This window comes from Rahnella aceris (assembly GCF_011684115.1).
Taxonomy (GTDB): domain Bacteria; phylum Pseudomonadota; class Gammaproteobacteria; order Enterobacterales; family Enterobacteriaceae; genus Rahnella; species Rahnella aceris.
Genome location: NZ_JAADJV010000001.1, coordinates 1,976,096 through 2,001,880, shown reverse-complemented (window position 1 = coordinate 2,001,880; position 25,785 = coordinate 1,976,096). Strand labels below are relative to the sequence as shown.

Here is a 25,785-nt window from a genome sequence, read left to right as displayed (position 1 = left end):
GGGGTGAATCTGCCCGTTTATTATGCAGAAGGGGCGTTAATTACCGTCACGACGCCAGGCATCAGCAGTCAGCGCTTCGCCAAAGTGACTGGAAATCAACCGTTTGGTGAGGTCATGCAGCGGTGCCGCCAGAACTTCGGCCGTATTTCCGCGTTCCACCACCTCGCCTTCGTGCATCACCAGTACCTGATCGCTGATGTGTTTCATCATGCCCAGATGCTGCGTCACGTAGATGTACGAGATGCCCTGTTTTTCCTGTAATTCGAGCATCATATTGATGATTTGTGAACGCATCGACATATCCAGAGACGCCAGCGCTTCATCAGCCACGATCACTTTGGGTTGCAGGATAAGTGCACGTGCCAGTGCCACGCGCTGCTTCTGACCCGACGCCAGCATATGCGGGTAATAATTGGCGTGATCGGGCAGCATGCCGACCAGCCGCAATGTCTGGTTGATGCGTTGTTCGCGCTGTTGTGCATCCATTTCGCTGTTCAGTCGCAGGGGCGCTTCGAGTAACTGCCCGATACGCTGACGTGGATTAAGTGAGGTGCTCGGGTCCTGAAAAATCATGCGGATTTGCTGGCTGCGGAAACGATAATCACGAAACGTCAGCGGATGATCATCAATCAGAATTTCGCCGTCGCTCGGCTCGACCATGCCGGAAAGCATTTTAGCCAGCGTCGATTTGCCCGAACCATTCTCGCCGATGATCGCCAGCGTTTGTTTTTCGCGCAGGGTAAAGCTGACCGGTTTCACGGCCTCGAGATTCATCTTGCGGAACAGTCCGGTGCGATAACGGAACGTTTTGCTCAGATTACGGACTTCGAGCAGGGTTTCGCCCATTATTGCTCCTCCATGTTCAGCGGGAAGTGGCAGGCATACGCATGGGTTTTCGCCAGACGCAGGCGCGGCGTTTCGATGCATTTTTTCTGCGCGTAAGGGCAGCGTGGCCCCAGACGGCAGCCAATCGGCAAATGTTCCAGCGAAGGAATGGCACCTGGCAGCGTATTCAGACGGCTTTTATGTGGCAGTGAGCGGCCGAAATCAGGCATCGCGCGGATGAGCGCCTGCGTATAAGGATGATGCGGCGTGGCCAGCAATTCTTCACACGCTGCGCTTTCAACCGTTTGTCCGCAATACAACACGTTGATACGGTTCGCCCATTTGCTCATCATTTGCAGGTCGTGGCTGATCAATAAAATGGTGGTGTTATTGTTCTGGTTGAGTCGCGCCAGCAGGCGGAAAATCTGCGCCTGCGTCGTCGGCTCCATGGCGTTAGTCGGTTCATCGGCAATCAGCAGACGCGGCTGATTCGCCAGCGCGATGGCGATCATCACTTTCTGGCACTCGCCTTCGGTCAGTTCATACGGATAACTGGCCATAACGTCTTTGTGATCTTTAATACCGACGCGGTGCAGCAGCTCGATGGCGCGTTTTTTGCGCCACTTCCAGCGCTGATACCAGCGGCCTTTGTAGGTCCAGCCGGGAATGGCCTGAATAAGCTGGCGGCCGATGCTTTCAGAAGGATCCAGACAGGACTGCGGCTCCTGAAAAATCATCGACACATTTTGCCCGACCAGTTTACGTCGTTCGCGTGGCGTCAGTTGCAACAGCTCGATGTTATCAAAGCGCATCCGGTCCGCCGTCACGCGCCAGTTGTCTTTGGTAACGCCACAAATCGCCTTGGCAATCAGGCTTTTACCCGAACCGGATTCGCCCACCAGCCCGCGAATTTCACCGGCGTTGAGCGTCATACTGACGCGATCCACAGCTTTGACCGGGCCATCGGCGGTCATAAATTCAATGGTCAGATTGCGGATATCGAGTAACGGCATTATTCCACTCCCGCATTAATCGCCCGACGCACACCGTCACCCAGCAGGTTGATCAGCAACACGCTGATAAGAATGGCGGCGCCCGGCAGCATGACTGTCCACGGCGCGACATACACCAGCTCCAGCGAATCGCCGAGCATGGCTCCCCATTCCGGTGACGGCAGTTGTGCGCCCAGATCCAGAAAGCCTAACGCGGCGATATCCAGAATCGCCATCGACAGTGCGCGGGTAAATTCCGTTGCCAGCACCGCAACGATATTTGGCAGAACGGCATAACGCAGAATCTGCCAGGTGGAGGCACCATCGAGTCGTACGGCGACCACATACTCTTTTTCCAGCTCATCATGCACGGCGCTGTAAATCGTGCGCGAAATGCGTGGCAACAGCGCCAGCCAGACGGCCAGCATCGCATGCTCAAGTTTCGGCCCGATAAACGCGACGACGACAATCGCCAGCAGCAGGGAAGGGATAGACAGCAGCGTATCGAAAATATGGTTCAGAATGGCCGATTTCAGGCCACGGCTGATCCCCGCCAGTACGCCGATGATCACACCACATAAAGACGCCGCGAGGGTTATCACCAGTGCGCCGCCAATCGTCGGCGCAGCGCCTGTAAGCATCCGGCTGAGTAAATCGCGGCCAAGATCGTCAGTGCCGAGGAAGAACGACACATTGCCGTAGCGCGACCAGGAGGGCGGCAACAACTGATAACCAAGGAATTGTTGATCGAGCGCGTAAGGCGCTAATAAATGGCCAAATATGCACAGCAATAACAAGCCGAGCACGCCGTAGAAACCGATCATCGACAGTGTGTCGCGATAGAAAATCCCCCACGTATGGCGCAGAGGACTCGGGACCTGTTTTTCGCGGTATACATTATCGAAGGGCATACCATTCCTTATGTTTCAATGGATTCATCAGTGCGCCCAGAATGTCTGAAAGCACGTTAACCACAATTACCAGCGAGCCAACGACCATCACCCCGGCTGAAATCGCCGCGTAATCCTGCTGGCGGATGGCGTTAATCAGCCATCGCCCGATGCCTGGCCAGTTAAAGACCACCTCAGTAATCATCGCCAGCGTCAGCATGGTCGAAAATTGCAGGCCGAGCTTGGGAATGATCGGCGGCAGCGCGTTGTGTAATACATGGCGACGGATAATCGTAAAGCGTGATAAACCGCGCGTTGCGGCGGCTTTCACATAGTTTTTCTCCAGCACATCGTCGGTGGAAATGCGCATCAGGCGGATCACTTCGGTCGTCGGCGCCACGGCCAGCGCGGCGATCGGTAAAATCATATGGCGGATAGCGCTCATGATCATCTCATGGCGGTATGGCGAATCAGAAAGCCACGCATCAACCAGCGTCAGGCCGGTGACACTTTTCAACTGATAGAGTAAATCCAGGCGACCGGAAACCGGCAGCCAGCCCAGTTGCAGCGAGAAGAACAGCATCAGCAGTACCGCCAGCCAGAACACCGGAATGGAAAAGCCGAGCAGGGCGATGCTGCTGATGGCGACATCCGGCCATTTTCCACGCATCACTCCCGCCAGAATGCCCAGCGGGATCCCGACGACTAATGCCAGCGCAAAGGCCAGCACGCACAATTCCATCGTGGCCGGGAAAACCGCTTTCAACTGATAAGAGATGCCTTCGCCGTTGATACTCGACACACCGAAATCAAACTGGCAAAGACCCGCAAAATAGAAGTGGTAGGCGTCCCACAAGGACGCGCCGCGCAGTGGCGCATTCGGCGTGAAATAGCTCAGGCTGAACGCCACAAGGCTCAGGAAGAACAGGGTCACCAGCAGCAGCAAAATGCGGCGTAACGTAAAGATAATCATGGAACTTTCCTTCCTTCATTATCACGACTTTTTTCATCATCACGGAAGACGCCGGCAAACGAGGAGTTGCCAAACGGGCTCAGTACCAGCCCTTTGATGTCGTAACGGTAAGCCTGAAGACGCAGGGAAGACGCCAGTGGCAACACCGGCAGTTCCTGCTCAAGGATTTTTTGCGCCCGCTGATAAAACTCAATACGCTGGGAAAGTTGCTGTGACAACAGCCCCTGACGCAGCAATTCATCAAATTCCGGGTTACACCAGTGAGCATAGTTGGTCTGCGAATGAATCGCTGCACAACTGAGCATGGGGCGGAAGAAACTGTCCGGGTCATTACTGTCCGTTGACCAGCCAGACAGCGTCAGGTCGTGATTCATCTCCATCAGCTTGGCTTCCTGGAAACGTCCCTCGACCGGGACAATGGTGACTTTAATCCCTACCTGTCCCAAATCGGCCTGGATCAGTTCGGCGGTTTTCAGCGGGCTGGGGTTAAAGGACTGCGACGCCGTCGGCACCCATAAATGCAGGTTGAGCTTTTCCTGCCCGAGGTCTTTCAGGATTTGCTTCGCTTTATCCGGATTGTATTCCGTTACCTGCGCGTTGCTGTCATAAGCCCAGGACGCACGCGGCAAAATAGACGCAGCGGTTTCAGCGGTGCCGTAATAAATCGACTGCATCAGGCGCTGATTGTTGATCGACAGCGCCACCGCCTGACGGATACGCGGATCATTGAGCGGGGCTTTGTTGGTATTGAAAGCCAGGTAGGCAACGTTCATCCCCGGGCGCAGGGAAAGACGCAAGCGCGGATCCTCACGTAGTATGGACAGCTGACTGGCCGCCGGATACGCCAGCACATCACATTCACCGGTCAGCAATTTCGACAAACGCCCGGTGCCGCCAACGCCCATATCAATCACCACCTGTGCCATACGCGGTGTGCCTTTCCAGTACTGTCCGTTGCGCGCCAGCCGCACATATTGCCCGGTACGGTATTCACCAAGCTGGAACGGGCCGGTGCCTACCGGCTGGCGATCAATCTCTTCTTCGTTGCCGGATTTGATGAGATTCGCGGCATATTCAGCCGAAAGCACCGGTGCGTAATGCGTGGCAAGATGCCAGAGAAAAGAAGCGTCAGGATTATTGAGGCGAAACTCAACGGTATAGTCGTCCAGTTTTTTGATGCTTTTCACCGCATGGGCAAACTGCAGGCTGTCGAAATACGGATATTCTTCACCGTTTACAGCATGGTAGTGATTATTCGGGTCGATGATGCGCTGGAAGCTGAACACCACATCGTCGGCGTTCATCTTGCGCGACGGTGAAAACCAGCCGGTTTTCTGGAAAGGCACATCTTTGCGCAGATGGAAACGGTAGGTTGCGCCATCATCCAGCACTTCCCAGCTTTGTGCCAGTTCGGGGATCAGGCGATAGGTATAAGGGTCGACATCCAGCAGGCGGTCATATAACTGTGCGGCCAGCGTATCAATGATCAGCCCGCTGCTGGCTTTCTGCGGGTTAAAGGTATTGACCATGCCGTTAACACAATAGACAAAGCCGCTCTGGCGAATATCTTTCACCGGCGCACTGACGACTGGCGGGCTGGCGTGTGTTGGAGCAGTCTCAGCAAAAACTGTCGTGGACAAGCCACTCAGTAAAATCATCCACAAAGTTAGACGACGCATAAAGGCTTCAAAGTTAAGGTGCAATAGCTTAAGTGTACCGTACTCTGCGAGGTACCCCAATCCATTGAGCAAATCAGCGTGCGGGACTGCGGCACTTCGCGCAAAAACCGTTCGTTTCCCGGCAAAAAAAGAGCATGTATCAATAAAACCCTTGAAATTGGATTGCTATTGTTATGTTATATTATAACAATAATCGCAGGCGAAGTATTCCTGCACTGTCCTGAGATATGAGGTTAATGATGTCCTTACTCCCTGTTACCGTGCTGTCCGGTTTTCTTGGCGCAGGTAAAACTACCGTTCTCAACCACATTCTGAACAACCGTCAGGGATTGCGCGTGGCGGTGATCGTCAATGATATGAGCGAGGTGAATATTGACGCCGCACTGGTCGCCAGTGAAATCACGCTCGACCGTCAGCAGGAAAAACTGGTGGAAATGAGCAACGGTTGCATCTGCTGTACCCTGCGGGAAGATTTGCTGATTTCAGTGCGTGAGCTGGCACAGGCCGGACGTTTTGATTATCTGCTGATTGAATCGAGTGGTATTTCAGAACCGCTGCCGGTGGCGGAAACCTTCACTTTCGAAGATGAAAACGGTGAAAGTCTGTCGCAGTTCGCACGACTGGATACGCTGGTGACCGTGGTCGATGGCGTCAACTTTATGCAGCAATATCAGGAAGCGCGCAGTGTGCAGGAGGCCGGTGAAAGTCTGGGCGAGGACGATGCGCGTAGCGTGACGGATTTGCTGATCGACCAGATAGAATTCTGCAACGTGCTGCTGGTGAGCAAAACCGATCTTCTCGACAGCCTGCAACAGCGGGAAGTGATTGCACTACTGAAAAGCCTCAATCCCGATGCGCACATTATACCGATTTCCCCCGGCAGCCTGCCGCTTGAAGCCGTGCTTAATACGTACCGGTTTGATTTCGCCAAAGCACAGCAGGCGCCGGGCTGGCTGAAAGAGTTACGCGGTGAACACACACCGGAAACCGAAGAGTACGGCATCAGCAGTTTTGTCTACACCGCCCGCAGGCCGTTTGATCCGGATAAGTTTTACCGCGTGGTGCACGGCGACTGGGGGGGCGGTACCTTACTGCGTTCCAAAGGCTTTTTCTGGCTGGCGTCGCGTCCGCGCTTTGCCGGGCAGTGGAGTCAGGCGGGCGGCATAGCGCGCTATGGCATGGCGGGTATTTTCTGGCGTTCGCTGCCGGAAAGCGACTGGCCGCAGGACGAGGAGACCCGTGAACACATTATGGAGAAATGGGTTGAGCCGTTTGGCGATATGCGCCAGGAACTGGTGTTTATCGGCCAGCACCTGAATAAAGAAGAGATTATCCGGCAGCTGGATGCGTGTCTCTTAAGCGAAGAGCAGATGGCAGAAGGCATCGAACACTGGGTCAACATGGCCGATCCGTTCCCCGAATGGTAGTCCTTAGTGACCTTAAGGTGTTCATAAAGTAGCCATAATATCAGTATGGTAATGAGAAATATTCTCAACAAAGTGCTTTACAGACGATACTGAGAACTATTATCATTCTTTTCACCGGACGAGAGGCGGCCCGCCAGGGACGTTAATCGCGAGGTACGACATTGCTCACATTGCTTCCAGTATTACTTAGCCAGCTCGGGTGCTGGCTTTTTTTTTGCCTGTTATTCAGCCCCTTCCTGCGAATTGACCTGAATTGCGTGTTTCTTCAACATTCCGCGCAACTGATGATAAGTCACGTTCAGCAACTCTGCGGCTTTACGCTGATTAAAGCGTGCCTGCCGTAAAGCCTGCTCAATCAGATTTTTTTCCTGTCCGGTCACCCATTGCTTAAGATCCAGCGGTAACGTCGGCAGCGTGTCGTGTGGACTGACGTCAGCCGTTTCGACGGTGGCAGTGCGCTGCGCAAACGGGTTCAGGATAATATTATCGAGCGGAAAATCGCTGGTACCATGGCGGTACATCGAGCGTTCGACGACGTTTTTCAGCTCGCGGATATTGCCCGGCCAGCGGTAGGCCATCAGCGTCTGACGCGCATAGTCGGTAAAGCCGGGGAATAACGGGAGAGACAGTTCGCGGCACATCTGAATGGCGAAATGTTCCGCCAGCAACATGATGTCCTGCTGGCGTTCACGCAACGGCGGCAGTTGCACCACATCAAACGCCAGCCGGTCCAGCAGGTCGGCGCGAAACTTTCCTTCAGCGGCCAGCACCGGTAAATCATCGTTGGTCGCACACACCAGCCGGACATCCACCTGTAACGGCTGGCTGCCGCCGACGCGCTCCAGATGACCGTACTCAATCACGCGCAGCAGTTTTTCCTGCACCAGCATGGGCGCTGTCGCCAGCTCATCGAGAAATAACGTGCCGCCATCCGCACGTTCAAAGCGTCCGAGATGACGTTTCTGTGCGCCGGTAAACGCGCCAGCTTCATGGCCGAACAACTCGGAATCCAGCAGGTTTTCATTGAGCGCCGCACAGTTGAGCGAAATGAACGGCCCCTGCCAGCGGGGCGACAGATAATGCAGACGATGCGCAATCAGTTCCTTTCCGCTGCCGCGTTCGCCGGTGACCAGAACCGGCTTATTCAGCTTCGCCAGTTGTGAGACCTGTTCCAGCACTTCGATGAAGGCGTTGGCTTCACCGAGTAAATTGTCTGTGTTATCCGTCATTTGGCTTTCCTTGTGTGGTGAAACACACTAACACTTAGTGAAAATAATCATCTCGAAAAATAAGCATAGCAGAGACAAAAGTAAAAAATTCAATTTATTCATGCAGATAATGATTTTAAAAAGTTGGCACGGATCCTGATATAGGTTTATCGCCGCAGTGAAAAATTTTCCTGCGGATTTAACCGGTAATCATTTGGCCGGAAACCAACAGAAACAAAGAGGAATTTCGATTATGGGTATTTTTTCTCGCTTCGCTGACATCATTAACGCCAACATCAACACCTTGCTGGATAAAGCAGAAGATCCGCAAAAACTGGTTCGTCTGATGATTCAGGAAATGGAAGACACGCTGGTGGAACTGCGTTCTACCTCCGCCCGTGCGCTGGCAGAAAAGAAACAACTGATCCGTCGTATCGATCAGGGTGAATCCCAGCAGAGTGAATGGCAGGACAAAGCCGAACTGGCGTTGCGTAAAGATAAAGACGATCTGGCGCGTGCGGCGCTGATCGAAAAGCAAAAGCTGTCTGAGCTGGTGACCACGCTGAAAAACGAAGTGAACGTGGTAGAAGAAACGCTGGATCGCATGAAGTCAGAAATTGGTGAGCTGGAAAGCAAACTGACCGAAACCCGTGCGCGTCAGCAGGCGCTGACCTTACGTCATCAGGCCGCAGCGTCCTCGCGTGACGTCCGCCGTCAGCTCGACAGCGGTAAAATTGATGAAGCGATGGCGCGTTTCGAGCAGTTCGAACGCCGCATCGATCATATGGAAGCGGAAGCAGAAAGCGTCAGCATTGGTAAAAAGAAATCGCTGGATCAGCAATTTGCCGAACTGAAAGCCGACGATGAAATCAGCGCACAAATTGCTGCGCTGAAAGCTAAAATGAACGGCAATCAGGACGCATAATGTTTGCCATTAAACCTGCCTGTTCGCAGGCAGGTTGTTGCAGGATTAACGCCGTAACCGGTAATAAATAAGACTCATAAGGAGAGACAATGAGCTTCCTGTTTTTAGCTATTCCGCTGACTATTTTCGTTTTATTCGTGGCGCCCGTCTGGTTGTGGCTTCACTACAGCAATCGCCAGCAAAATGGCAGTCAGCTTAGTCAGCATGAGATACAAAATCTCACCAGCCTGACTCATGAAGCGCAACGTATGCGCGAACGTATTCAGGCACTGGAAGAAATTCTTGATGCCGAACACCCGGGCTGGAGGCAATCATAATGGCGACCCGTCTGTCTGAGAAAAAACTCTACCGCGTGCCGGAAGAGGGCGTGATAAAAGGCGTTCTGGCCGGGCTGTCGCACTATCTGGGCGTGCCGGTAAAACTGTTGCGGATTATGGCCGTGCTGTCGATTTTCTTTGGTTTATTCATGTTCACCGTCCTGGCGTACATCATTCTCAGCTACGTGCTGGATCCGGTACCGGCCAGTGAATATGACGATGAAACTGCGCCATCGCCGCGTAACTTGCTGGAAGAAGCCGACCGCGAACTGAAAGCCAGCGAGCAGCGTTTACGCCAGGTCGAACGCTATGTCACCTCTGAAACCTTCGGGGTGCGTAGCCGGTTCCGCCAGCTTTAATTCTTTATTCACCGCTTTGCCTCTGGCCGCCGGACGTTGCTCCGGCTGCTGTTTTCCTTCTCCTCTCCCGCTTAAGGAATCTTTATGACCCGTTACCTGAATTCCTCGCTGCCGGGTAAGCGCAGCCTGTTTTCGAAAATTTTCAGCGTGATCATTACGCTGGCGCTGACCTTTGGCCCTGCCGGGCTGGCAGCGCGTGTGTTGGGCGTGGTGGGAAAAGGGCCAATGAGGTATGTTTTAGCACTATTATTAGAACCATTATTCAAACGTATTTTGACCGCGCTGTTTGGGCGCTACGCCAGGGAGAGCAATGAAAAGACTACAAAATGAGTTTAATTCACTGATCAATCGCGGCATGGACAGACATCTGCGGCTGGCTGTCACCGGTTTAAGCCGCAGCGGAAAAACCGCCTTTATCACCGCCTTCGTTAACCAGCTTTTACACATGCACAGCGGCGCACGTTTACCGCTGTTTTCGGCTGCCCGCGAGGAGCGTCTGCTTGGCGTGAAACGCGTCCCCCAGCGTGATCTGGGCGTGTCGCGCTTTGCCTATGACGAAGGTCTGGCGGCACTCTACGGCACGCCGCCCGCATGGCCAACGCCAACCCGTGGCGTCAGCGAAATCCGTCTGGCATTGCGTTATCGCTCTAATGATTCCCTGCTGCGTCACTTCAAAGACACCTCCACGTTATATCTGGAGATCGTCGATTATCCCGGCGAATGGCTGCTGGATTTGCCGATGCTGGAGCAAAACTATCTCGACTGGTCGCGCCAGATGGCGGGGCTGTTGCAGGGCGATCGCGCGCAATGGGCGAAGCCGTGGCTGACGCTGTGCGCACAATGTGATCCGCTGGCTCCGGCGGATGAAAATCTGCTGGGCACAATTTCACAGGCCTACACCGATTATCTGGTGTGCTGCAAGACCGAAGGTTTGCACTTTATCCAGCCGGGGCGTTTTGTTCTGCCGGGAGATATGGCCGGTGCACCTGCGCTGCAATTTTTCCCGTGGCCGGAGCTGAACCGCTATTCCGATGCGCAACTGGCGCAGGCGGATAAAAACAGCAATCTGGGTATGCTGCGTGCGCGTTTCGACTATTACTGCCAGCACATCGTGAAAGGTTTTTACAAAGATCACTTTGTGAAATTTGACCGCCAGATTGTGCTGGTCGATTGTCTGCAGCCGCTCAACAGCGGACCGCAGGCATTTAACGATATGCGCCTGGCGCTGACGCAGCTGATGCAAAGTTTCCATTACGGTAAACGCACGCTGTTCCGCCGTCTGTTTAATCCGTGCATCGATAAACTGATGTTCGCCGCCACTAAAGCCGACCATATTACCGGCGATCAGCACGCTAATCTGGTGTCGCTGTTGCAGCAACTGGTGCAGGAAGCCTGGCAGAACGCCGCTTTCGAAGGCATCAGTATGGATTGCGCCGGTCTGGCGTCGGTTCAGGCGACGGAAACCGGCATGGTGGAATATCAGGGGCAAAGTCTGCCCGCGCTGAAAGGCCACCGGTTGCAGGATGGCGCGCCGCTGACCGTGTTCCCCGGCGAGGTGCCTGCGCGTCTGCCGGGACATGCGTTCTGGCAAAAACAGGGATTCCATTTTGATGAGTTTCGTCCGCGTGAAATGAGCGTGGACACGCCGTTGCCGCACATCCGTCTGGATGCGGTGATGGAGTTTTTACTGGGAGATAAAATGCGATGAGCGAACCGATTAAACCGCGTATCGATTTTGAAACGGAATTAAAAGCCCCGGCTGAACCGGTGATCAAACCGGCGCTGGCGTTTGACGAACAAATTTCAGAGCGCTTTATTGCGGTATCCACCGAAGCAGACGAACAGCAGGAAGAGGGCGAGGCCGAAGCAGTGCTCAACCGTGCGCTGAAACCGCGTCGCAGTTTGTGGGGCAAAATTGTGCGCCTCGGCGTGGCGGTGCTGGGCATCAGCGTGGTAGCACAGGGCGTGCAATGGGTACACGAAGCGTGGATCCAGCAGGACTGGGTGGCGCTTGGTGCCTGCACCGCAGGCGGGCTGATTATTGTCGCCGGTGTCGGTTCCGTCGCGACCGAATGGCGACGCTTGTACCGCCTGCGTCAGCGCGCCGACGAGCGCGATACGGCACGCGAATTAATGCACAGTCATGGGTTAGGGCAGGGACGTGTATTCTGCGAAAAACTGGCGGCGCAGGCCGGGCTGGATAACAGCCATCCGGCGCTGCAACGCTGGCAGGCTTCACTGCATGAAACCCAGAATGACCGGGAAGTGGTTGAACTGTATGCCCGTCTGGTTCAGCCGGTTCTCGATGCGCAGGCCCGGCGTGAAATCAGTCATTCAGCAGCCGAATCCGCGCTGATGATCGCTGTCAGCCCGCTGGCGCTGGTGGATATGGCCTTCATCGCCTGGCGCAACCTGCGGCTGGTTAACCGTATCGCGGTGCTGTACGGCATCGAACTTGGCTATTACAGCCGTATTCGTTTGTTCCGTCTGGTGCTGCTGAACATGGCATTCGCCGGTGCATCCGAACTGGTGCGTGAAGTGGGCATGGACTGGATGTCACAGGATCTTGCTGCCCGCCTTTCAGCCCGTGCGGCACAAGGCATCGGTGCCGGCTTGCTGACTGCGCGTCTGGGCATCAAAACCATGGAACTCTGCCGTCCGCTGCCGTGGCTGGAAGGCGATAAACCTAAACTCGGTGATTTTCGCCGTGAGCTTGTCGGCAAGCTGAAAAACAGCATGGTGAAAAGCGATAAAACTAAATCAGGCGTCTGATATTTCTTCAGTTTTAAACTGCCAATAAAAAAGCCCCCAAATTAACGGGGGCTTGTATTACTCTGACTAAGTTGCTTATAAATTAACTTTCGGTACAACAAAAGCTGTTTATAAACTAGGTTGTCAGATAGTTCTGTGCTTTAGCAAGACCATCGGAAATTTGTGAATACGCCTTGTTCACCGCATTACTGGTGTCACTCACCGCGTCCTGACCAAAGTTTGATAGGCGATCGGCAACCTTATTAACATCTTCCGACCAACCCGCACCATTAACCATTTCAATATCATGTTCTGTTAATTGTTTCATCTTAGGCCTTCCTTTTAATCTGTTAAAGCAAGTCCCCTTAAATAACGGGGGCGATGAAAACATTGAGTAAGTCTATGGAGATAATTTCTACGCAATGTCTTCACAGGGATTAAGCCTAGAGTACTGCGGACGGAATTTGACTAGGAATAATCTCCTATGTGAATTTAGATATGTAACTCATTGTTTGAAATCATTATTAAGATATTTTTAAATCTGAATAATTAATGCAATGTGCAAAAAATAATCGAACCAGAGGTCAGGTGGTTATTTTTTATAAGACATTGAAATTAATATTACTGCGCAATTATCCCTGCGTGGTAATAACTTCATCCGGTGTTTCAGAGTAATCGCGGTGGCAGCGTGATTATGTGCTGCTATCTTTCAAAGATTCTGTTTTTACAGCCGGTTTTTCTGGAACACTTAAATATGCTCTTTCGTAAAGAGGTAAATGAACATCAGCAAAGTCACTGGGCGGGTAAGGCTTTATTGCTCGCCGGCTGGCCTTTATGGATCATCACGACACTCACGGCCCTCTTCCTGTTTGCTTTACTGGTATTCCTGATCTTCGCTAACTACACACGTCGCATCAACGTCAGCGGTGAAATCATTACTCAGCCGCACAGCATTAATTTATTCAGCCCTGAGCAGGGCGTGGTCACCAAATTGTATGTCGATACCGGTAAACCCGTAAAAAAAGGCCAGCCTTTATATGAAATCGACGTCAGCCGCGTGACGCAGGCGGGGAATGTCAGTACCACCACGCTCGCCGCTATTAAAAAGCAGCGCGAGCAAATCGATTCCATTATTGCCCAGCTGGAACACAATAAGCAGCAAACCCTGCAAAACCTGCAACAGCAACTCGATCAGTATCAGAAGGCGCATGAAGTCTCACAAAGCATGGTGGATTCGGCGCAGGAAGGGCTGGATGCCATGAAAAAGAGCATGCAGAACTACGGGGCATATCAGAAGAAGGGCCTGATCAATACTGACCAGCTGAATAATCAGCGCTACCTGTTTTACCAGCAGCAGACATCGTTCCAGAGCCTGAACACCCAGGCGATTCAGGAAGCATTACAAATCACCAATCTGCGCAGCGAACTGGTCACCCGCGCCGCCGAGTTTGATAACCAGATTTCACAGTACGGCTACCAGCGCAATGACCTCGAACGCCAGCTGGCGCAGGCCGATGCCAAAGGCTCATTGCTGATCACCGCGCCGACCTCCGGCAAAATCTCTTCGCTGAGCGTCACGCCCGGACAGATGGTCAACGCCGGTGATAGCCTCGCGCAACTGGTGCCAGCCAGTAATTCCCCGTTCTTTCTCGTTGCCTGGCTGCCGAATGAAAGCGTGCCTTACGTGAAAGCCGGCGAGCACATCAATATTCGGTACGAAGCCTATCCGTTTGAAAAATATGGCCAGTTCCCCGGCAAGGTGGAATCGATTTCCTCTGCGCCGGTTTCCGAACAGGAGCTGAATTCTTACGCCAGCGCGCCGAGAACGGCCAATGGCACGATCAGCGGGCCGTATTACAAAGTGATTGTTTCACTGGATAAAAAAGCCATGAACTGGCACGGCGAAACGCTGAATTTATCCAGCGGCATGAAAGCCGAGTCGACGTTATTCCTGGAGAAAAGGCCGCTGTATCAGTGGATGTTGTCTCCGTATTACAGCATGAAGAAAAGCGTGGTGGGGCCAATCAATGAATCTCGATAACGTACGGGAGCTGGCTGACCGCCTGCACTTTAGCTGGCGCCACCGGGTGCCGCAGATTATTCAAACCGAGGCCGCCGAGTGCGGACTGGCCAGTCTGGCAATGGTGTTTGGCTATCACGGCAAACACGTGGACTTGCAAAGCCTGCGTCAGCGCTATGGCATATCTTCACGGGGCGCGACACTGCGCACGCTGATGGATATCGCGGCAGCGAATGAGATGAAATCCCGCGCGTTAAAGCTGGATATCGATGAGCTGAACGCGCTGAAAACGCCGTGTATTTTGCACTGGGATCTCAATCATTTCGTGGTGCTGGTTGGCGTTAAACAGGGCAAAGTGATTATTCACGATCCGGCCTTTGGCCGCCGTTCGCTTGGCATGCGCGAGGTGTCCGAGCATTTCACCGGCGTGGCACTCGAGCTGTGGCCGGACAACGGTTTTACCTCGGAGAAACCGCGCGTACGGCTGGATCTGCGCAAAATGATGGGCAATGTCAGCGGCCTTATTCCGGCGCTGACCAAAATCTTCTGCCTCTCGCTGATGATCGAATCGGTCAACCTGCTGCTGCCGGTCGGGATGCAACTGGTAATGGACCATGTGATCCCGGCGAAAGACCCGGATTTACTGACCCTGATTTGCCTCGGGTTGCTGTTCTTCATCATTTTCCGCACCGGCGTCAGCATGTTACGCGCCTGGACATCGCTGGTGATGAGTACGCTGATTGATGTGCAATGGAAAGCGCGGCTGTTCGATCATCTGATGAAACTGCCGCTCGATTATTTTGAGAAACGCAAACTCGGGGATATTCAGTCGCGTTTTACTTCCCTCGATACGCTGCGTACCACGCTGACCACCAACGTGGTCAACAGTATTATCGACGGCATTATGTCGGTCGGGTTAATCGTGATGATGGTGCTGTATGGCGGCTGGCTGATTTGGGTGATTCTTGGCTTCACGGCGATTTATGTCATCTTCCGCCTGACGACGTATAACGCTTACCGCCAGGTTTCCGAGGAGCAAATCGTTAAAGGTGCGCGTGCCGGTTCGCACTTTATGGAAACGCTCTACGGCATCAGCACGCTGAAAGCACTGGGTTTATCGAAAGCCCGCGCCAATTTCTGGCTCAATCTGAACATTGATAACGCCAATGCGACGGTGCGCAAAACCAGGTTTGAGATGATGTTTACCGGCGGCAACACGCTGATCGCCACGCTCGATCAGGTCGCGCTGCTGTGGCTGGGGGCGACGCAGGTGATTGACGGCCATATGACGCTGGGGATGTTTGTGGCCTTCAACACCTACCGCGGGCAGTTCTCCGAACGTGCTGCCAGTCTGCTGAATATGGTGTTGCAACTGCGGATGCTTTCCCTGCACCGCGACCGTATCGCGGATATCGCGTTGACCGGCACCGAGAAATCACTGCCGGAACGTGAGTTGCTGCGGGCGGGCGAGGCAGCGTCGCTGGAGGTGCGGGATCTGGTGTTTCAGTACGACAGCCTTTCCGCACCGCTGATCAACGGGCTAAACCTGTCGGTGGCGGCGGGCGAAAGTGTGGCGATCACCGGGCCGTCGGGGCAGGGTAAAACCACGCTGATGAAGATCATGACCGGTTTGCTGACGCCCACCGAAGGCCGCATTCTGATTAACGGTATGGATATCACCACCGCCGGACTGAACAATTACCGCAGTTGCATCGCCTGTGTGTTACAGGATGACACGTTGTTCGCCGGATCTATCGCCGAGAACATTGCCAGCTTTGATGAGCAGAAAGATGAAGCGCGTATTATTGATTGCGCCCGCCGTTGTAACATCCACGACGATATCGAACGGATGCCGATGGGCTATGAAACGCTGATCAGCGAACTGGGCGGCAGTTTGTCCGGCGGGCAGAAACAGCGTTTGCTGATTGCCCGCGCACTGTACCGCCGTCCGGCGATACTGTTCCTCGACGAGGCCACCAGCCATTTAGATCTGGACAATGAAATGCGCATCAATCAGGCGATCAGCGAACTGGATATTACGCGAATATTTATCGCCCACCGTCCGTCTACGATTGCCTCAGCAGATCGCGAGATCAAGCTCGGTTAAATCATTCCTTCAGGCGATCCCTGTTCCGGGATCGCCTTTCCAAAATTGCGGCCTCTGTTACATCTCCTCACGGAAAGTTCATCATTTGTTTAAAAGTTATTATAAAATGCGGGCTTCATCGTCTGACGGCGCTGCATCGCCTCCTGCCGTCTGAACTGTCTGTGCTCCTGTTTCTAAAAAATATCAGCGCAACAGATTAATTTTTAGGAGTTTTCATGTCGAATCAGTTCCCGAGCTCACGCCTTCGCCGCCTGAGACAGTCCGAATCCCTGCGCACTCTTTTTCAGGAAACTGAATTTAGCGTCAACGATCTGGTACTGCCGATTTTCGTAGAAGAAGAGACCTCTGAATACGTACCCATCGAAGCTATGCCGGGTGTGTTGCGTATCCCTGAATCCCGCCTGGCATTTGAAATCGAACGTTACGCCCGCGCCGGTATCCGCTCTGTTATGACGTTCGGTATTTCGCATCACATGGATGCCACCGGCAGCGATACCTGGAACGAAAACGGTCTGGTCGCGCGTATGGCGCGTATCTGTAAAGACACCGTGCCTGAAATGATTGTCATGTCCGACACCTGTTTCTGCGAATACACCTCACACGGCCATTGCGGTGTGTTGCACGACCACGGCGTGGATAACGACGCAACCCTGGTCAACCTCGGTAAACAGGCTGTCGTGGCGGCGGCTGCTGGTGCAGATTTCATCGCGCCATCCGCCGCGCAGGACGGTCAGGTGCAGGCCATCCGCAGTGCGCTGGATGAAGCCGGATTTATCGATACCTCAATCATGGCGTATTCCACCAAGTTTGCATCTTCCCTGTACGGGCCTTTCCGCGAAGCGGGCGGCAGTGTACTGAAAGGCAACCGCAAGCAATATCAGATGAACCCGATGAACCGCCGCGAAGCCGTGCGTGAATCGTTGCTGGACGAGCAGGAAGGCGCCGATGCGCTGATGGTGAAACCGGCCGGTGCGTATCTGGACGTGATCCGCGATATCCGCGAAGCCTCCCGTCTGCCACTGGCGGCGTATCAGGTCAGCGGTGAATACGCGATGATCAAATTTGCTGCACAAGCAGGTGCTATTGATGAGCGTGCCGTCGTACGTGAAAGCCTTGGCGCGATTAAACGTGCGGGCGCAGATATTATCCTGACGTACTTTGCGATGGATATTGCCGAAAACGGGCTGTAATTTTTGTTCTCGCTGCAAACCAAAACCGGGCTTCCGCCCGGTTTTTTTATGTCCTCGCGTCGGAAGCTGATACTGCGCGATGTATGTTCAGATAACGTCTTTAATATTTAAGAATAGCAGAAAATTAAAATAATGCTTTTTTATAGAGAATTACCTCACCATTAATAGGGTGTAATTAATAAAAAAGTATTCATACAAAGAATAAGGTTTTATAGCGGTTAAATTACTGACTTTTGTAACTTAATAAACTGAGTTTTTTATTAACTAATTTTTATAGCCTGCCGATACCCCATGTGCTTCACATACAATTGTATTTATAAAAATAATGGAGAGCCATGCGCTATGAAAATATTTATGTCATATTTTGAAAATCTAAAAGTCGGGAAAAAATTAGCATTAGGTTTCGGACTTATCTTATTGCTGAGTATTGCAGTTGCTTTATGTGGTATTAAAAATCTGAATGATATTTCCATTCGAGCTGAGAAAATAAGCCAGCTTAAAGTGATAACTGACCAGTTTGCTATGGCGAAGTCTGAAAGACTGGAATATGTGAAAACGCACGATGAAAAATACATCACAATGAATGAGGTGAACTTACAGCAGGTTGATAAAAAAATTGAAAGTCTCAGGTTGCTTCGTTGGGATACAGAGCACCTGAAGATGCTTAATGAAATGTCAGAGGTCATGAAGACGTATCGTGACAAGCGTGCTCAAACGGTCCGCGAGACCCAACAACGTGATCTTGTTGTCAGTCGTTTTGTGCTGACACGCGAAGAATCTGAGATTAACAGTCTGGCTCAGTCCTATGCACGAGATCCCGCACGTGCTGTCACCGCGATCGCGTTAGGGGATATCGTCAGACACATTGATGGGGTGGCGACACGTGTAAAACTCCTCCAGTTTGAGAATACTGAGGAATCCCTTCAGGCTTTAACAGGTTTTATGGATGAATCGATTCAGCAAATGGATGCCGTCAAATCCCAGTTAAATCCGGCTGATGTCAGCATACTTGAAGAAATTGAACGCTCGGTCTCGGCCAAAAAGGCGAGTGCCGGAAACTACCTCCAATCCTATATTGCTGAGCAGGAAGCGACTCAGTTGCTTGCGAAAGCAGGCGGCAAGCTGACCACCCTGAGTGACAATATATTTGAATCGGAGCTGAGCGCGGCGCATGACGATATCAGAAATGCAGTTATATGGATGACTTCACTCCTGGTAGCAGCAGTCTTATTAAGTATTGGCATTGCACTGATTATTTCCCGCCAAATTGTGAAGCCTCTGGCTGACACGCTTGACGTCGCCAGACAGATAGCGCGCGGTGATTTAAGAGCCCATCTCAATACCACGCGTCGTGATGAGCTGGGAGAACTGATGCAAGCTGTAGATGAGATGAACACCGATCTCCGCCGTATCATCGGGGATATTCGTACCGGTGTGACGCAGGTGAGCCATGCCTCCGCAGAAATTGCGGCAGGTAATAATGATTTATCCGCACGCACTGAGGAACAGGCTGCTGCGCTTGAAGAAACGGCAGCCAGCATGGAGCAGTTAACTGCGACGGTTAAACAGAACGTGGACAATATTCATCATACCAGCCGCCTGGCGGGCAGTACTTCAGAAACGGCGAATAAAGGCGGGCAACTCGTCTCTCATGTGGTGAAAACTATGAATGAAATTACTGCAAGCTCAGCAAAAATTGCTGAGATTACGACGGTAATTAATAGCATCGCTTTTCAGACCAATATTCTGGCTCTCAATGCGGCTGTTGAAGCGGCGCGTGCTGGCGAACAGGGGCGGGGATTTGCTGTTGTGGCAAGCGAAGTGAGAAGCCTTGCGCAGAGAAGCGCTCAGGCTGCAAAAGAAATAGAAGGTTTAATTGGTGAATCGGTAGAGCGAATTAATGCAGGGTCAGATCTGGTAGAACAGGCGGGGACTACCATGCATGACATTGTGACCAAAGTGGCTAATGTTACCGAAATACTGAATGAAATTACTCAGGCATCGGATGAACAGAACAGGGGAATATCTCAGGTAGGGCAGGCAATAGTGGAAATGGACAGCGTGACTCAACAAAATGCGGCCCTGGTGGAAGAGTCTTCTGCTGCCGCCAATGCGCTGCGAGATCAGGCACAAAATCTTGCTGCGTCTGTTTCACGTTTTATTACTGAGTAATCTGATTCTCAAAACAGTCGTGATATTGCGTGCCGTTTGTGCACCACATAGCATGACTGTTTTGTTAAGCCGACCATGTGTGTCATCGGCCAGGTTTTGAGATAAATGCAATTCCCATCCGTAACCCTACTTCTTCACAATGCCCGCAATATCATTGGTGTTCATCAGATGATAATCGCCATTCATGTCGGTGTAGCTGGTCATGCCGGTATTGCGGTCACGATCCGGTTCGCCGTGGGCGAAAAACTGGTCACCGGATTTGGTGTTAATCACATAATCGCTGGCGCAGCCAGTTAACGACAGAGCCAGAACCACAGCCGTCAGGCAGGATAATTTCTTCATTGTTCAGTAGTTTCCCGTTGCAATCATCTGCCCATATTACAAAACAACCCGCCGCAAGAAGCAAAGAATAAAAATGTCACCCGGCGTAAGCGTGCGTGCAAAACCGTGCTTGTGCACCAGCGCGGTGCGATGTGATCCCGTCGTTGTTTCTGTCAGTTGCCCGTAACGCTCTCCCGTCGCTATCTATACTCACATAACCCGTCACATTCTCAGAGGTTGAGTAACAATGGCAGATATTTTGCTTATGTTTTTTTACCTTTGATGTTTTCACCCCCGGAGATAAGCGGGAAACCCTCAGTCTTAAGGCTTAAGCGTTAAATTTCAGATTTTCTGATTACGACTTCGTGTTGGTGTTTTTGCTACATGCGTTTTCCATAACCCGTTTTGCATAAACTCTGTCCTAAGGATCATGATGATGTCGATGAAATTTATTAAAAGTCCTCTTTCTTTGTTGCTGGCAGGCTGTCTGGTCACTGCGTTTACCGCGCGTGCGGATATCGTGATTGGCGTCGCTGGCCCGTTCACCGGCCCGAATGCCACCTATGGCGATCAGTACTGGCATGGTGCCACACAGGCCGCTGAAGACATTAATGCCGCTGGCGGAATCAACGGCGAGAAAATCAAACTGGTGCAGGGCGATGATGCCTGCGAACCGAAACAGGCCGTTGCGGTCGCTAACCGTCTTGTTGATCAGGATAAAGTGCAGGCGGTGGTCGGGCATTTTTGTTCATCTTCTACCATGCCCGCATCTGAGGTGTACAACGATGCCGGCATTATCGCCATCACGCCGGGATCCACTAACCCGCAAATCACCGAACGCGGCATGAGTGATATGTTCCGCATGTGCGGACGTGACGACCAGCAGGGGCAGGTTGCCAGTGATTACATCATCGACAAGCTGAAAGCCAAAAAAGTGGTCATTATCCACGACAAAGACACTTACGGGCAGGGGCTGGCGGATGCCACCAAAGCGGCGCTTAACAAGCGTGGCGTGAAAGAAGTGATGTATGAAGGGTTATCGCGCGGCGAAAAAGACTTCAACGCGCTGGTCACCAAAATCAGTGCGCAGAAACCGGACGTGGTGTTCTTCGGCGGTTGCCATCCTGAAGCCGGTCCGCTGGTACGCCAGATGCGTGAGCAGGGCGTGCAGGCCACGTTCTTCTCCGGCGACTGTATCGTCAACGAAGAAATGGTCACCGCCGCGGGTGGCCCGCAATATACCAACGGGATTCTGATGACCTTCGGCAAAGACCCGCGTCTGATCCCGGAAGGCAAAGTCGTTATCGATAAATTCCGCGCCAGCAAGTTCGAGCCGGAAGGCTACACCCTTTACTCCTATGCCTCCGTTCAGGCTATTGCCGCGGCATTCAAAGCCACCGGCGGCAGCGATTCCGCCAAAGCCAGCGCCTGGCTTAAAGCCAACAGCGTCGATACCGTCATGGGCAAAAAAGCCTGGGACAGTAAAGGCGACCTGAAAGTCTCTGATTACGTGGTTTATAAATGGGACGACAAAGGCAAATATCAGGAAGTTAAGGAATAAAGCACTCTTATTTGCCATTTTGAACCCGGGCAGTGCTCACTCTTTATGAAAGAACTGGCTCACGTACTTAATGTACGCTCCGGCTCTTGTGCGCTGGCCGGGTCCAAACTGGCTGCAACGATAACGCTTTATTAGCTTTAATGAATGCGCCCTTAGCCAGGCGCGGTCACAAAAAGAGACTGCGTATTTATGGATTCATTCTTCCTGCAACAACTGTTTAATGGCATTACGCTCGGTGCTGTCTACGGTCTCATTGCCATCGGCTACACCATGGTTTACGGCATTATCGGCATGATCAACTTTGCGCACGGCGAAGTGTATATGATTTCGGCTTACCTCTGTGCCATCGCGCTGGCGCTGCTTTCCTTCTTCGGGCTTCACTCTTTTCCGCTACTGATCCTGGGCACGCTGGTGTTCACCATCGTGGTCACCGGCGTGTATGGCTGGGCGATTGAACGCATTGCCTATAAGCCGCTGCGTAATTCGACCCGTCTTGCACCGCTGATTTCTGCTATCGGCATGTCACTTATCTTACAAAATTACGCGCAAATCAGTCAGGGGCCGCGACAGCAGGGCATTCCGACCATGCTGGATGGCGCATTCCGTTTTCATATCGGCGAAAGTTTTGTCCAGATGACCTACACCAAAATTTTCATTCTGGTGGCGTCGCTGGCTGGCATGCTGGTTTTATCGTGGATTATCAGTAATACCAAACTTGGTCGTATGTGTCGTGCGGTGCAGCAGGACAGAAAAATGGCTTCCATTCTGGGTATTAACACTGACCGCATTATCTCGCTGGTCTTCATGATTGGCGCAGCGATGGCCGGACTGGCCGGGGTTCTGGTGACCATGAACTACGGCACGTTTGATTTCTACGCCGGTTTCATCATCGGCATCAAAGCTTTTACTGCGGCGGTGCTCGGCGGCATTGGTTCATTACCCGGCGCGATGCTGGGCGGGCTGATCCTGGGGATTGCCGAAGCGCAGTTCTCGGGCATGGTGAATTCTGATTACAAAGATGTGTTCTCCTTTGGATTGCTGGTGGTGATCCTCATTTTCCGCCCTCAGGGCCTGCTGGGCCGTCCGGTCGTGACGAAAGTGTGAGGGAAATAAAATGATGTCACAAACTGCTGTGAACAGCGGATTTTCATTTAAACGCTGTCTGCTGGATGCCATTTTTGCCGGGCTGGTGGCGCTGATTATTTTCGGGCCGGTGGTCGGCGTGGTGCTCGATGGTTACAGTTTTAACTTTCATAGCCAGAGGCTGGTCTGGATCATTGCTGCGGTGATGACGGGCCGCTTCCTGCTCAGTGCATTTTTAGAAACCACAGCCGGGCAGAAAATGCGTGCGCGTTTCGAATCCGACAGCGCGGGCGTCTATGTCCGGTCGCCGGATTATAAAAGTCATCTGCGCTGGGTTATTCCGCTGCTGATTGTGCTGGCCATTTTCTTCCCGTTCGTCGCCACCAAATACATTCTGACGGTCGCCATTCTGGGACTGATTTATGTGCTGCTCGGCCTCGGGCTGAATATCGTGGTCGGACTGGCCGGTTTGCTCGATCTGGGGTATGTGGCGTTTTACGCCATCGGGGCTTACGGGCTGGCGCTGGGGTATCAGTATCTCGGCCTCGGCTTCTGGTCGATGCTGCCGCTGGCGGCGGTGATGGCCGCGCTGGCGGGTGCGTTGCTGGGTTTCCCGGTGCTGCGTATGCACGGCGACTATCTGGCGATCGTGACGTTAGGTTTCGGTGAAATCATCCGGCTGGTGCTGACCAACTGGTTGTCGTTTACCGGCGGCCCGAACGGTGTTTCCGCGCCTCCGCCCACCTTTTTCGGGCTGGAATTTGGCCGGCGGGCGAAAGAGGGCGGCGTGCCGTTCCACGAGTTTTTCCATCTGACCTACAACCCGAATATGAAATTTATCTTCATCTATGCCGTGCTGGTTCTGGTGGTGTTGCTGGTGTTGTTTATCAAACACCGGCTGACCCGCATGCCGATTGGCCGCGCGTGGGAAGCGCTGCGTGAGGATGAGATTGCCTGCCGCGCGATGGGGCTGAATCATGTGCTGGTCAAGCTGTCTGCCTTTACCCTCGGGGCTTCCACGGCCGGAATTGCTGGCGTGTTTTTCGCCACGTATCAGGGCTTCGTTAATCCGACGTCTTTCACCTTTTTCGAATCTGCACTGATTCTCGCTATTGTGGTTTTGGGCGGTATGGGCTCAACCATCGGCGTGGTGCTGGCGGCATTTGTGCTGACCGTCGCGCCGGAACTGTTGCGCAGCTTTGCCGAATATCGCGTATTGCTGTTCGGCGTTTTAATGGTGGTGATGATGATCTGGCGGCCACGCGGGTTGATCCGCATCAGCCGCAGCGGGTTTGCCGTGCGTAAAGGAGTCGCGCCATGAGCGAAGCGTTAGCGGATAACAACATCCTGAGTGTCGAGCATTTGCGCATGCATTTCGGCGGCATTAAGGCGCTGAACGATGTGAATCTTGCGGTGAAACGCGGATCGATTACCGCGCTGATCGGCCCGAACGGCGCAGGAAAAACCACGGTATTTAATTGCCTGACAGGTTTTTATAAAGCGTCCGGCGGCAATATTTTGCTCAATACGCGCCGCCGGACGACCAATGTAATCCAGGTGCTCGGGCAGAAATTTCAGCCTGATGACTGGATAAAACCAGCGCAACTGGGCAAACGTATTTTCTACAAAATGTTCGGCGGTACACACCTGGTTAACCGCGCCGGGCTGGCGCGTACCTTTCAGAATATCCGGCTGTTTCGTGAAATGTCGGTGGTTGAAAATCTGCTGGTCGCTCAGCACATGCAAACCAACCGCAACCTGATTGCCGGTGTGCTCAATACGCCGGGTTATCGCCGTGCGGAAAATCAGGCGCTGGACCGCGCATTTTACTGGCTGGAAGTGGTGGAACTGGTGGATTGTGCCAACCGGCTGGCAGGGGAAATGTCTTACGGTCAGCAGCGCCGGCTGGAAATCGCCCGTGCGATGTGTACCGCGCCGGAAATGATTTGCCTGGACGAACCGGCAGCCGGTCTGAATCCGGTTGAAACACGTACGCTGAGCAAAATTATCCGCTTCCTGCGCGATCATCACGACATCACCGTGCTGCTGATCGAACATGATATGGGCATGGTGATGGACATTTCCGACCACATTATCGTGCTCGACCACGGCGACGTGATTGCCGAAGGAATACCGCAGGCTATTCAGAACGATGAGAAAGTCATTGCCGCGTATCTGGGTGCTGATGAAGACGACGAGGTCAGCTTATGAGCGACGCGATGCTGGAATTTCGTGATGTGAATGTGTATTACGGGGCGATTCAGGCATTACAGCAGGTCTCTTTGCAGGTGCATGAGGGGGAAACGGTGGCGTTGATTGGTGCTAACGGTGCCGGGAAATCAACGCTGCTGATGTCGATATTCGGCCAGCCACGTATACAGAGCGGGCAGATCCTGTTTCGCGGGGAAGATATCAGCCGCAAATCGACACACTTTGTGGCTTCGGCTGGCATAGCGCAATCGCCGGAAGGGCGACGTGTTTTTCCGGATATGACCGTGGAAGAAAACCTGCTGATGGGCACCATTCCCGTCGGGAATAAACACGCGGCAGAAGATCTGCACACCATGTTTGAGTTATTCCCGCGCCTGAAGGAACGCCGTAAACAACGGGCGATGACCATGTCCGGTGGTGAACAGCAAATGCTGGCGATTGCCCGTGCGCTGATGAGTCGCCCGAAGCTGTTACTGCTCGATGAACCGAGTCTTGGGCTGGCGCCTATTATCGTTAAACAGATTTTCCAGACCTTGCGCGAACTGGCAAAAAACGGCATGACTATCTTTCTGGTGGAGCAAAATGCGCATCATGCGCTCAGGCTTTCTGACCGGGGTTATGTGATGGTCAACGGACAAATTCGGCTTAGCGGTTCAGGCGAGGAACTTTTACATAATCAGGAGGTGCGGAAAGCTTATCTCGGAGGAATCTGATTTTTCATCTTCAATGCCCGCGATACCCCGTATTGCGGGCCTTCCCGCCAACTTTTTTCCG

24 protein-coding genes are annotated in these 25,785 nt (G+C 52.8%); 16 read left to right on the top strand and 8 right to left on the bottom strand.

What is annotated here, in order from left to right; genetic code table 11:
- Nucleotides 1-36: 36 nt before the first annotated feature.
- Genes sapF through sapA form a run of 5 tightly spaced genes read right to left on the bottom strand, consistent with a single transcriptional unit; the run spans nucleotide 37 to nucleotide 5,359 of the window.
- Entirely contained in the window at nucleotides 37-846 is an 810-nt protein-coding gene (gene sapF / locus GW591_RS09065) for a putrescine export ABC transporter ATP-binding protein SapF (protein WP_013576058.1), read from the bottom strand.
- The gene (gene sapD / locus GW591_RS09060; RefSeq protein WP_013576057.1) at nucleotides 846-1,838 is read right to left on the bottom strand and encodes a putrescine export ABC transporter ATP-binding protein SapD; all 993 of its coding nucleotides are present in this window, start codon (nucleotides 1,836-1,838) and stop codon (nucleotides 846-848) included. The genes sapF and sapD overlap by 1 nt, the downstream gene beginning before the upstream one ends.
- Nucleotides 1,838-2,728, bottom strand: a complete 891-nt coding sequence (gene sapC, locus GW591_RS09055) for a putrescine export ABC transporter permease SapC (protein WP_013576056.1) — start codon at nucleotides 2,726-2,728, stop codon at nucleotides 1,838-1,840. Before sapC ends, sapD begins: the two co-directional genes overlap by 1 nt.
- On the bottom strand, nucleotides 2,715-3,680 hold the full coding sequence (gene sapB, locus GW591_RS09050) for a putrescine export ABC transporter permease SapB (protein WP_013576055.1): 966 nt from the start codon (nucleotides 3,678-3,680) through the stop codon (nucleotides 2,715-2,717). Before sapB ends, sapC begins: the two co-directional genes overlap by 14 nt.
- Nucleotides 3,677-5,359: an ABC transporter substrate-binding protein SapA gene (gene sapA, locus GW591_RS09045; protein ID WP_037035550.1), complete on the bottom strand. Its 1,683-nt coding sequence runs from the start codon at nucleotides 5,357-5,359 to the stop codon at nucleotides 3,677-3,679. The genes sapB and sapA overlap by 4 nt, the downstream gene beginning before the upstream one ends.
- Nucleotides 5,360-5,598: 239 nt before the next feature.
- On the opposite strand from sapA, the gene zigA reads away from it, so the two are divergent.
- On the top strand, nucleotides 5,599-6,786 hold the full coding sequence (gene zigA / locus GW591_RS09040) for a zinc metallochaperone GTPase ZigA (RefSeq protein ID WP_037035554.1): 1,188 nt from the start codon (nucleotides 5,599-5,601) through the stop codon (nucleotides 6,784-6,786).
- Nucleotides 6,787-7,007: 221 nt separating this feature from the next.
- Here zigA and pspF read toward each other — a convergent pair whose 3' ends face one another.
- Nucleotides 7,008-8,015 carry a phage shock protein operon transcriptional activator gene (gene pspF, locus GW591_RS09035; RefSeq protein WP_013576052.1) on the bottom strand — a complete coding sequence of 336 codons (1,008 nt, stop codon included), beginning with the start codon at nucleotides 8,013-8,015 and terminating at the stop codon, nucleotides 7,008-7,010.
- A 232-nt stretch (nucleotides 8,016-8,247) separates the two neighbouring features.
- On the opposite strand from pspF, the gene pspA reads away from it, so the two are divergent.
- The 6 genes from pspA (at nucleotide 8,248) to GW591_RS09005 (ending at nucleotide 12,367) form a co-directional block, all read left to right on the top strand.
- Nucleotides 8,248-8,919 carry a phage shock protein PspA gene (gene pspA, locus GW591_RS09030; RefSeq protein ID WP_013576051.1) on the top strand — a complete coding sequence of 224 codons (672 nt, stop codon included), beginning with the start codon at nucleotides 8,248-8,250 and terminating at the stop codon, nucleotides 8,917-8,919.
- Nucleotides 8,920-9,008: 89 nt separating this feature from the next.
- Nucleotides 9,009-9,236 carry an envelope stress response membrane protein PspB gene (gene pspB / locus GW591_RS09025; RefSeq protein ID WP_112152186.1) on the top strand — a complete coding sequence of 76 codons (228 nt, stop codon included), beginning with the start codon at nucleotides 9,009-9,011 and terminating at the stop codon, nucleotides 9,234-9,236.
- The gene (gene pspC, locus GW591_RS09020) at nucleotides 9,236-9,595 is read left to right on the top strand and encodes an envelope stress response membrane protein PspC (RefSeq protein WP_037035549.1); all 360 of its coding nucleotides are present in this window, start codon (nucleotides 9,236-9,238) and stop codon (nucleotides 9,593-9,595) included. The genes pspB and pspC overlap by 1 nt, the downstream gene beginning before the upstream one ends.
- Before the next feature lie 84 nt (nucleotides 9,596-9,679).
- Nucleotides 9,680-9,925 (top strand): phage shock protein PspD, encoded by a 246-nt coding sequence (locus GW591_RS09015; RefSeq protein ID WP_037035548.1) that lies wholly within the window; start codon nucleotides 9,680-9,682, stop codon nucleotides 9,923-9,925.
- Nucleotides 9,906-11,303, top strand: coding sequence for a YcjX family GTP-binding protein (locus GW591_RS09010; protein ID WP_121020116.1), 1,398 nt, complete (start codon nucleotides 9,906-9,908; stop codon nucleotides 11,301-11,303). Before GW591_RS09015 ends, GW591_RS09010 begins: the two co-directional genes overlap by 20 nt.
- On the top strand, nucleotides 11,300-12,367 hold the full coding sequence (locus GW591_RS09005; RefSeq protein WP_112152188.1) for a YcjF family protein: 1,068 nt from the start codon (nucleotides 11,300-11,302) through the stop codon (nucleotides 12,365-12,367). Before GW591_RS09010 ends, GW591_RS09005 begins: the two co-directional genes overlap by 4 nt.
- A gap of 115 nt (nucleotides 12,368-12,482) precedes the next feature.
- Here the strand turns inward: GW591_RS09005 and GW591_RS09000 are convergent, their stop codons facing one another.
- Nucleotides 12,483-12,674 carry a hypothetical protein gene (locus tag GW591_RS09000; RefSeq protein ID WP_013576041.1) on the bottom strand — a complete coding sequence of 64 codons (192 nt, stop codon included), beginning with the start codon at nucleotides 12,672-12,674 and terminating at the stop codon, nucleotides 12,483-12,485.
- Nucleotides 12,675-13,100: 426 nt separating this feature from the next.
- Between GW591_RS09000 and GW591_RS08995 the strand changes: the two genes are divergently transcribed.
- From GW591_RS08995 to GW591_RS08980, 4 genes are all read left to right on the top strand, one after another.
- Nucleotides 13,101-14,387, top strand: a complete 1,287-nt coding sequence (locus GW591_RS08995) for an HlyD family secretion protein (RefSeq protein ID WP_225444889.1) — start codon at nucleotides 13,101-13,103, stop codon at nucleotides 14,385-14,387.
- A complete protein-coding gene (locus GW591_RS08990) occupies nucleotides 14,374-16,473 on the top strand; it encodes a peptidase domain-containing ABC transporter (protein WP_013576039.1) in 2,100 nt (699 codons plus the stop codon). Before GW591_RS08995 ends, GW591_RS08990 begins: the two co-directional genes overlap by 14 nt.
- A gap of 215 nt (nucleotides 16,474-16,688) precedes the next feature.
- The gene (gene hemB, locus GW591_RS08985; protein WP_013576038.1) at nucleotides 16,689-17,663 is read left to right on the top strand and encodes a porphobilinogen synthase; all 975 of its coding nucleotides are present in this window, start codon (nucleotides 16,689-16,691) and stop codon (nucleotides 17,661-17,663) included.
- Nucleotides 17,664-18,005: 342 nt separating this feature from the next.
- Nucleotides 18,006-19,835, top strand: a complete 1,830-nt coding sequence (locus GW591_RS08980; RefSeq protein ID WP_037035541.1) for a methyl-accepting chemotaxis protein — start codon at nucleotides 18,006-18,008, stop codon at nucleotides 19,833-19,835.
- Between the two features lie 126 nt (nucleotides 19,836-19,961).
- Here GW591_RS08980 and GW591_RS08975 read toward each other — a convergent pair whose 3' ends face one another.
- The gene (locus tag GW591_RS08975) at nucleotides 19,962-20,177 is read right to left on the bottom strand and encodes a YgdI/YgdR family lipoprotein (RefSeq protein ID WP_013576036.1); all 216 of its coding nucleotides are present in this window, start codon (nucleotides 20,175-20,177) and stop codon (nucleotides 19,962-19,964) included.
- A 415-nt stretch (nucleotides 20,178-20,592) separates the two neighbouring features.
- Here GW591_RS08975 and GW591_RS08970 point away from each other — a divergent pair, with 415 nt between their 5' ends.
- From GW591_RS08970 to GW591_RS08950, 5 genes are all read left to right on the top strand, one after another.
- Entirely contained in the window at nucleotides 20,593-21,717 is a 1,125-nt protein-coding gene (locus GW591_RS08970) for a branched-chain amino acid ABC transporter substrate-binding protein (protein WP_112152190.1), read from the top strand.
- Between the two features lie 189 nt (nucleotides 21,718-21,906).
- Nucleotides 21,907-22,821, top strand: a complete 915-nt coding sequence (locus GW591_RS08965) for an ABC transporter permease subunit (RefSeq protein ID WP_013576034.1) — start codon at nucleotides 21,907-21,909, stop codon at nucleotides 22,819-22,821.
- A gap of 13 nt (nucleotides 22,822-22,834) precedes the next feature.
- A complete protein-coding gene (gene livM, locus GW591_RS08960; protein WP_173362108.1) occupies nucleotides 22,835-24,121 on the top strand; it encodes a high-affinity branched-chain amino acid ABC transporter permease LivM in 1,287 nt (428 codons plus the stop codon).
- Entirely contained in the window at nucleotides 24,118-25,011 is an 894-nt protein-coding gene (locus GW591_RS08955; protein ID WP_013576032.1) for an ABC transporter ATP-binding protein, read from the top strand. The genes livM and GW591_RS08955 overlap by 4 nt, the downstream gene beginning before the upstream one ends.
- Nucleotides 25,008-25,724: an ABC transporter ATP-binding protein gene (locus GW591_RS08950; RefSeq protein ID WP_015690111.1), complete on the top strand. Its 717-nt coding sequence runs from the start codon at nucleotides 25,008-25,010 to the stop codon at nucleotides 25,722-25,724. Before GW591_RS08955 ends, GW591_RS08950 begins: the two co-directional genes overlap by 4 nt.
- Nucleotides 25,725-25,785 lie beyond the last annotated feature (61 nt).

What these genes read in the sequence shown, in the direction of transcription:
- sapF (WP_013576058.1), bottom strand. Translation starts at nt 846, where the DNA reads ATGGGCGAAACCCTGCTCGAAGTCCGTAATCTGAGCAAAACGTTCCGT.
- sapD (WP_013576057.1), bottom strand. Translation starts at nt 1,838, where the DNA reads ATGCCGTTACTCGATATCCGCAATCTGACCATTGAATTTATGACCGCC.
- sapC (WP_013576056.1), bottom strand. Translation starts at nt 2,728, where the DNA reads ATGCCCTTCGATAATGTATACCGCGAAAAACAGGTCCCGAGTCCTCTG.
- sapB (WP_013576055.1), bottom strand. Translation starts at nt 3,680, where the DNA reads ATGATTATCTTTACGTTACGCCGCATTTTGCTGCTGCTGGTGACCCTG.
- sapA (WP_037035550.1), bottom strand. Translation starts at nt 5,359, where the DNA reads ATGCGTCGTCTAACTTTGTGGATGATTTTACTGAGTGGCTTGTCCACG.
- zigA (WP_037035554.1), top strand. Translation starts at nt 5,599, where the DNA reads ATGTCCTTACTCCCTGTTACCGTGCTGTCCGGTTTTCTTGGCGCAGGT.
- pspF (WP_013576052.1), bottom strand. Translation starts at nt 8,015, where the DNA reads ATGACGGATAACACAGACAATTTACTCGGTGAAGCCAACGCCTTCATC.
- pspA (WP_013576051.1), top strand. Translation starts at nt 8,248, where the DNA reads ATGGGTATTTTTTCTCGCTTCGCTGACATCATTAACGCCAACATCAAC.
- pspB (WP_112152186.1), top strand. Translation starts at nt 9,009, where the DNA reads ATGAGCTTCCTGTTTTTAGCTATTCCGCTGACTATTTTCGTTTTATTC.
- pspC (WP_037035549.1), top strand. Translation starts at nt 9,236, where the DNA reads ATGGCGACCCGTCTGTCTGAGAAAAAACTCTACCGCGTGCCGGAAGAG.
- GW591_RS09015 (WP_037035548.1), top strand. Translation starts at nt 9,680, where the DNA reads ATGACCCGTTACCTGAATTCCTCGCTGCCGGGTAAGCGCAGCCTGTTT.
- GW591_RS09010 (WP_121020116.1), top strand. Translation starts at nt 9,906, where the DNA reads ATGAAAAGACTACAAAATGAGTTTAATTCACTGATCAATCGCGGCATG.
- GW591_RS09005 (WP_112152188.1), top strand. Translation starts at nt 11,300, where the DNA reads ATGAGCGAACCGATTAAACCGCGTATCGATTTTGAAACGGAATTAAAA.
- GW591_RS09000 (WP_013576041.1), bottom strand. Translation starts at nt 12,674, where the DNA reads ATGAAACAATTAACAGAACATGATATTGAAATGGTTAATGGTGCGGGT.
- GW591_RS08995 (WP_225444889.1), top strand. Translation starts at nt 13,101, where the DNA reads ATGCTCTTTCGTAAAGAGGTAAATGAACATCAGCAAAGTCACTGGGCG.
- GW591_RS08990 (WP_013576039.1), top strand. Translation starts at nt 14,374, where the DNA reads ATGAATCTCGATAACGTACGGGAGCTGGCTGACCGCCTGCACTTTAGC.
- hemB (WP_013576038.1), top strand. Translation starts at nt 16,689, where the DNA reads ATGTCGAATCAGTTCCCGAGCTCACGCCTTCGCCGCCTGAGACAGTCC.
- GW591_RS08980 (WP_037035541.1), top strand. Translation starts at nt 18,006, where the DNA reads ATGAAAATATTTATGTCATATTTTGAAAATCTAAAAGTCGGGAAAAAA.
- GW591_RS08975 (WP_013576036.1), bottom strand. Translation starts at nt 20,177, where the DNA reads ATGAAGAAATTATCCTGCCTGACGGCTGTGGTTCTGGCTCTGTCGTTA.
- GW591_RS08970 (WP_112152190.1), top strand. Translation starts at nt 20,593, where the DNA reads ATGTCGATGAAATTTATTAAAAGTCCTCTTTCTTTGTTGCTGGCAGGC.
- GW591_RS08965 (WP_013576034.1), top strand. Translation starts at nt 21,907, where the DNA reads ATGGATTCATTCTTCCTGCAACAACTGTTTAATGGCATTACGCTCGGT.
- livM (WP_173362108.1), top strand. Translation starts at nt 22,835, where the DNA reads ATGTCACAAACTGCTGTGAACAGCGGATTTTCATTTAAACGCTGTCTG.
- GW591_RS08955 (WP_013576032.1), top strand. Translation starts at nt 24,118, where the DNA reads ATGAGCGAAGCGTTAGCGGATAACAACATCCTGAGTGTCGAGCATTTG.
- GW591_RS08950 (WP_015690111.1), top strand. Translation starts at nt 25,008, where the DNA reads ATGAGCGACGCGATGCTGGAATTTCGTGATGTGAATGTGTATTACGGG.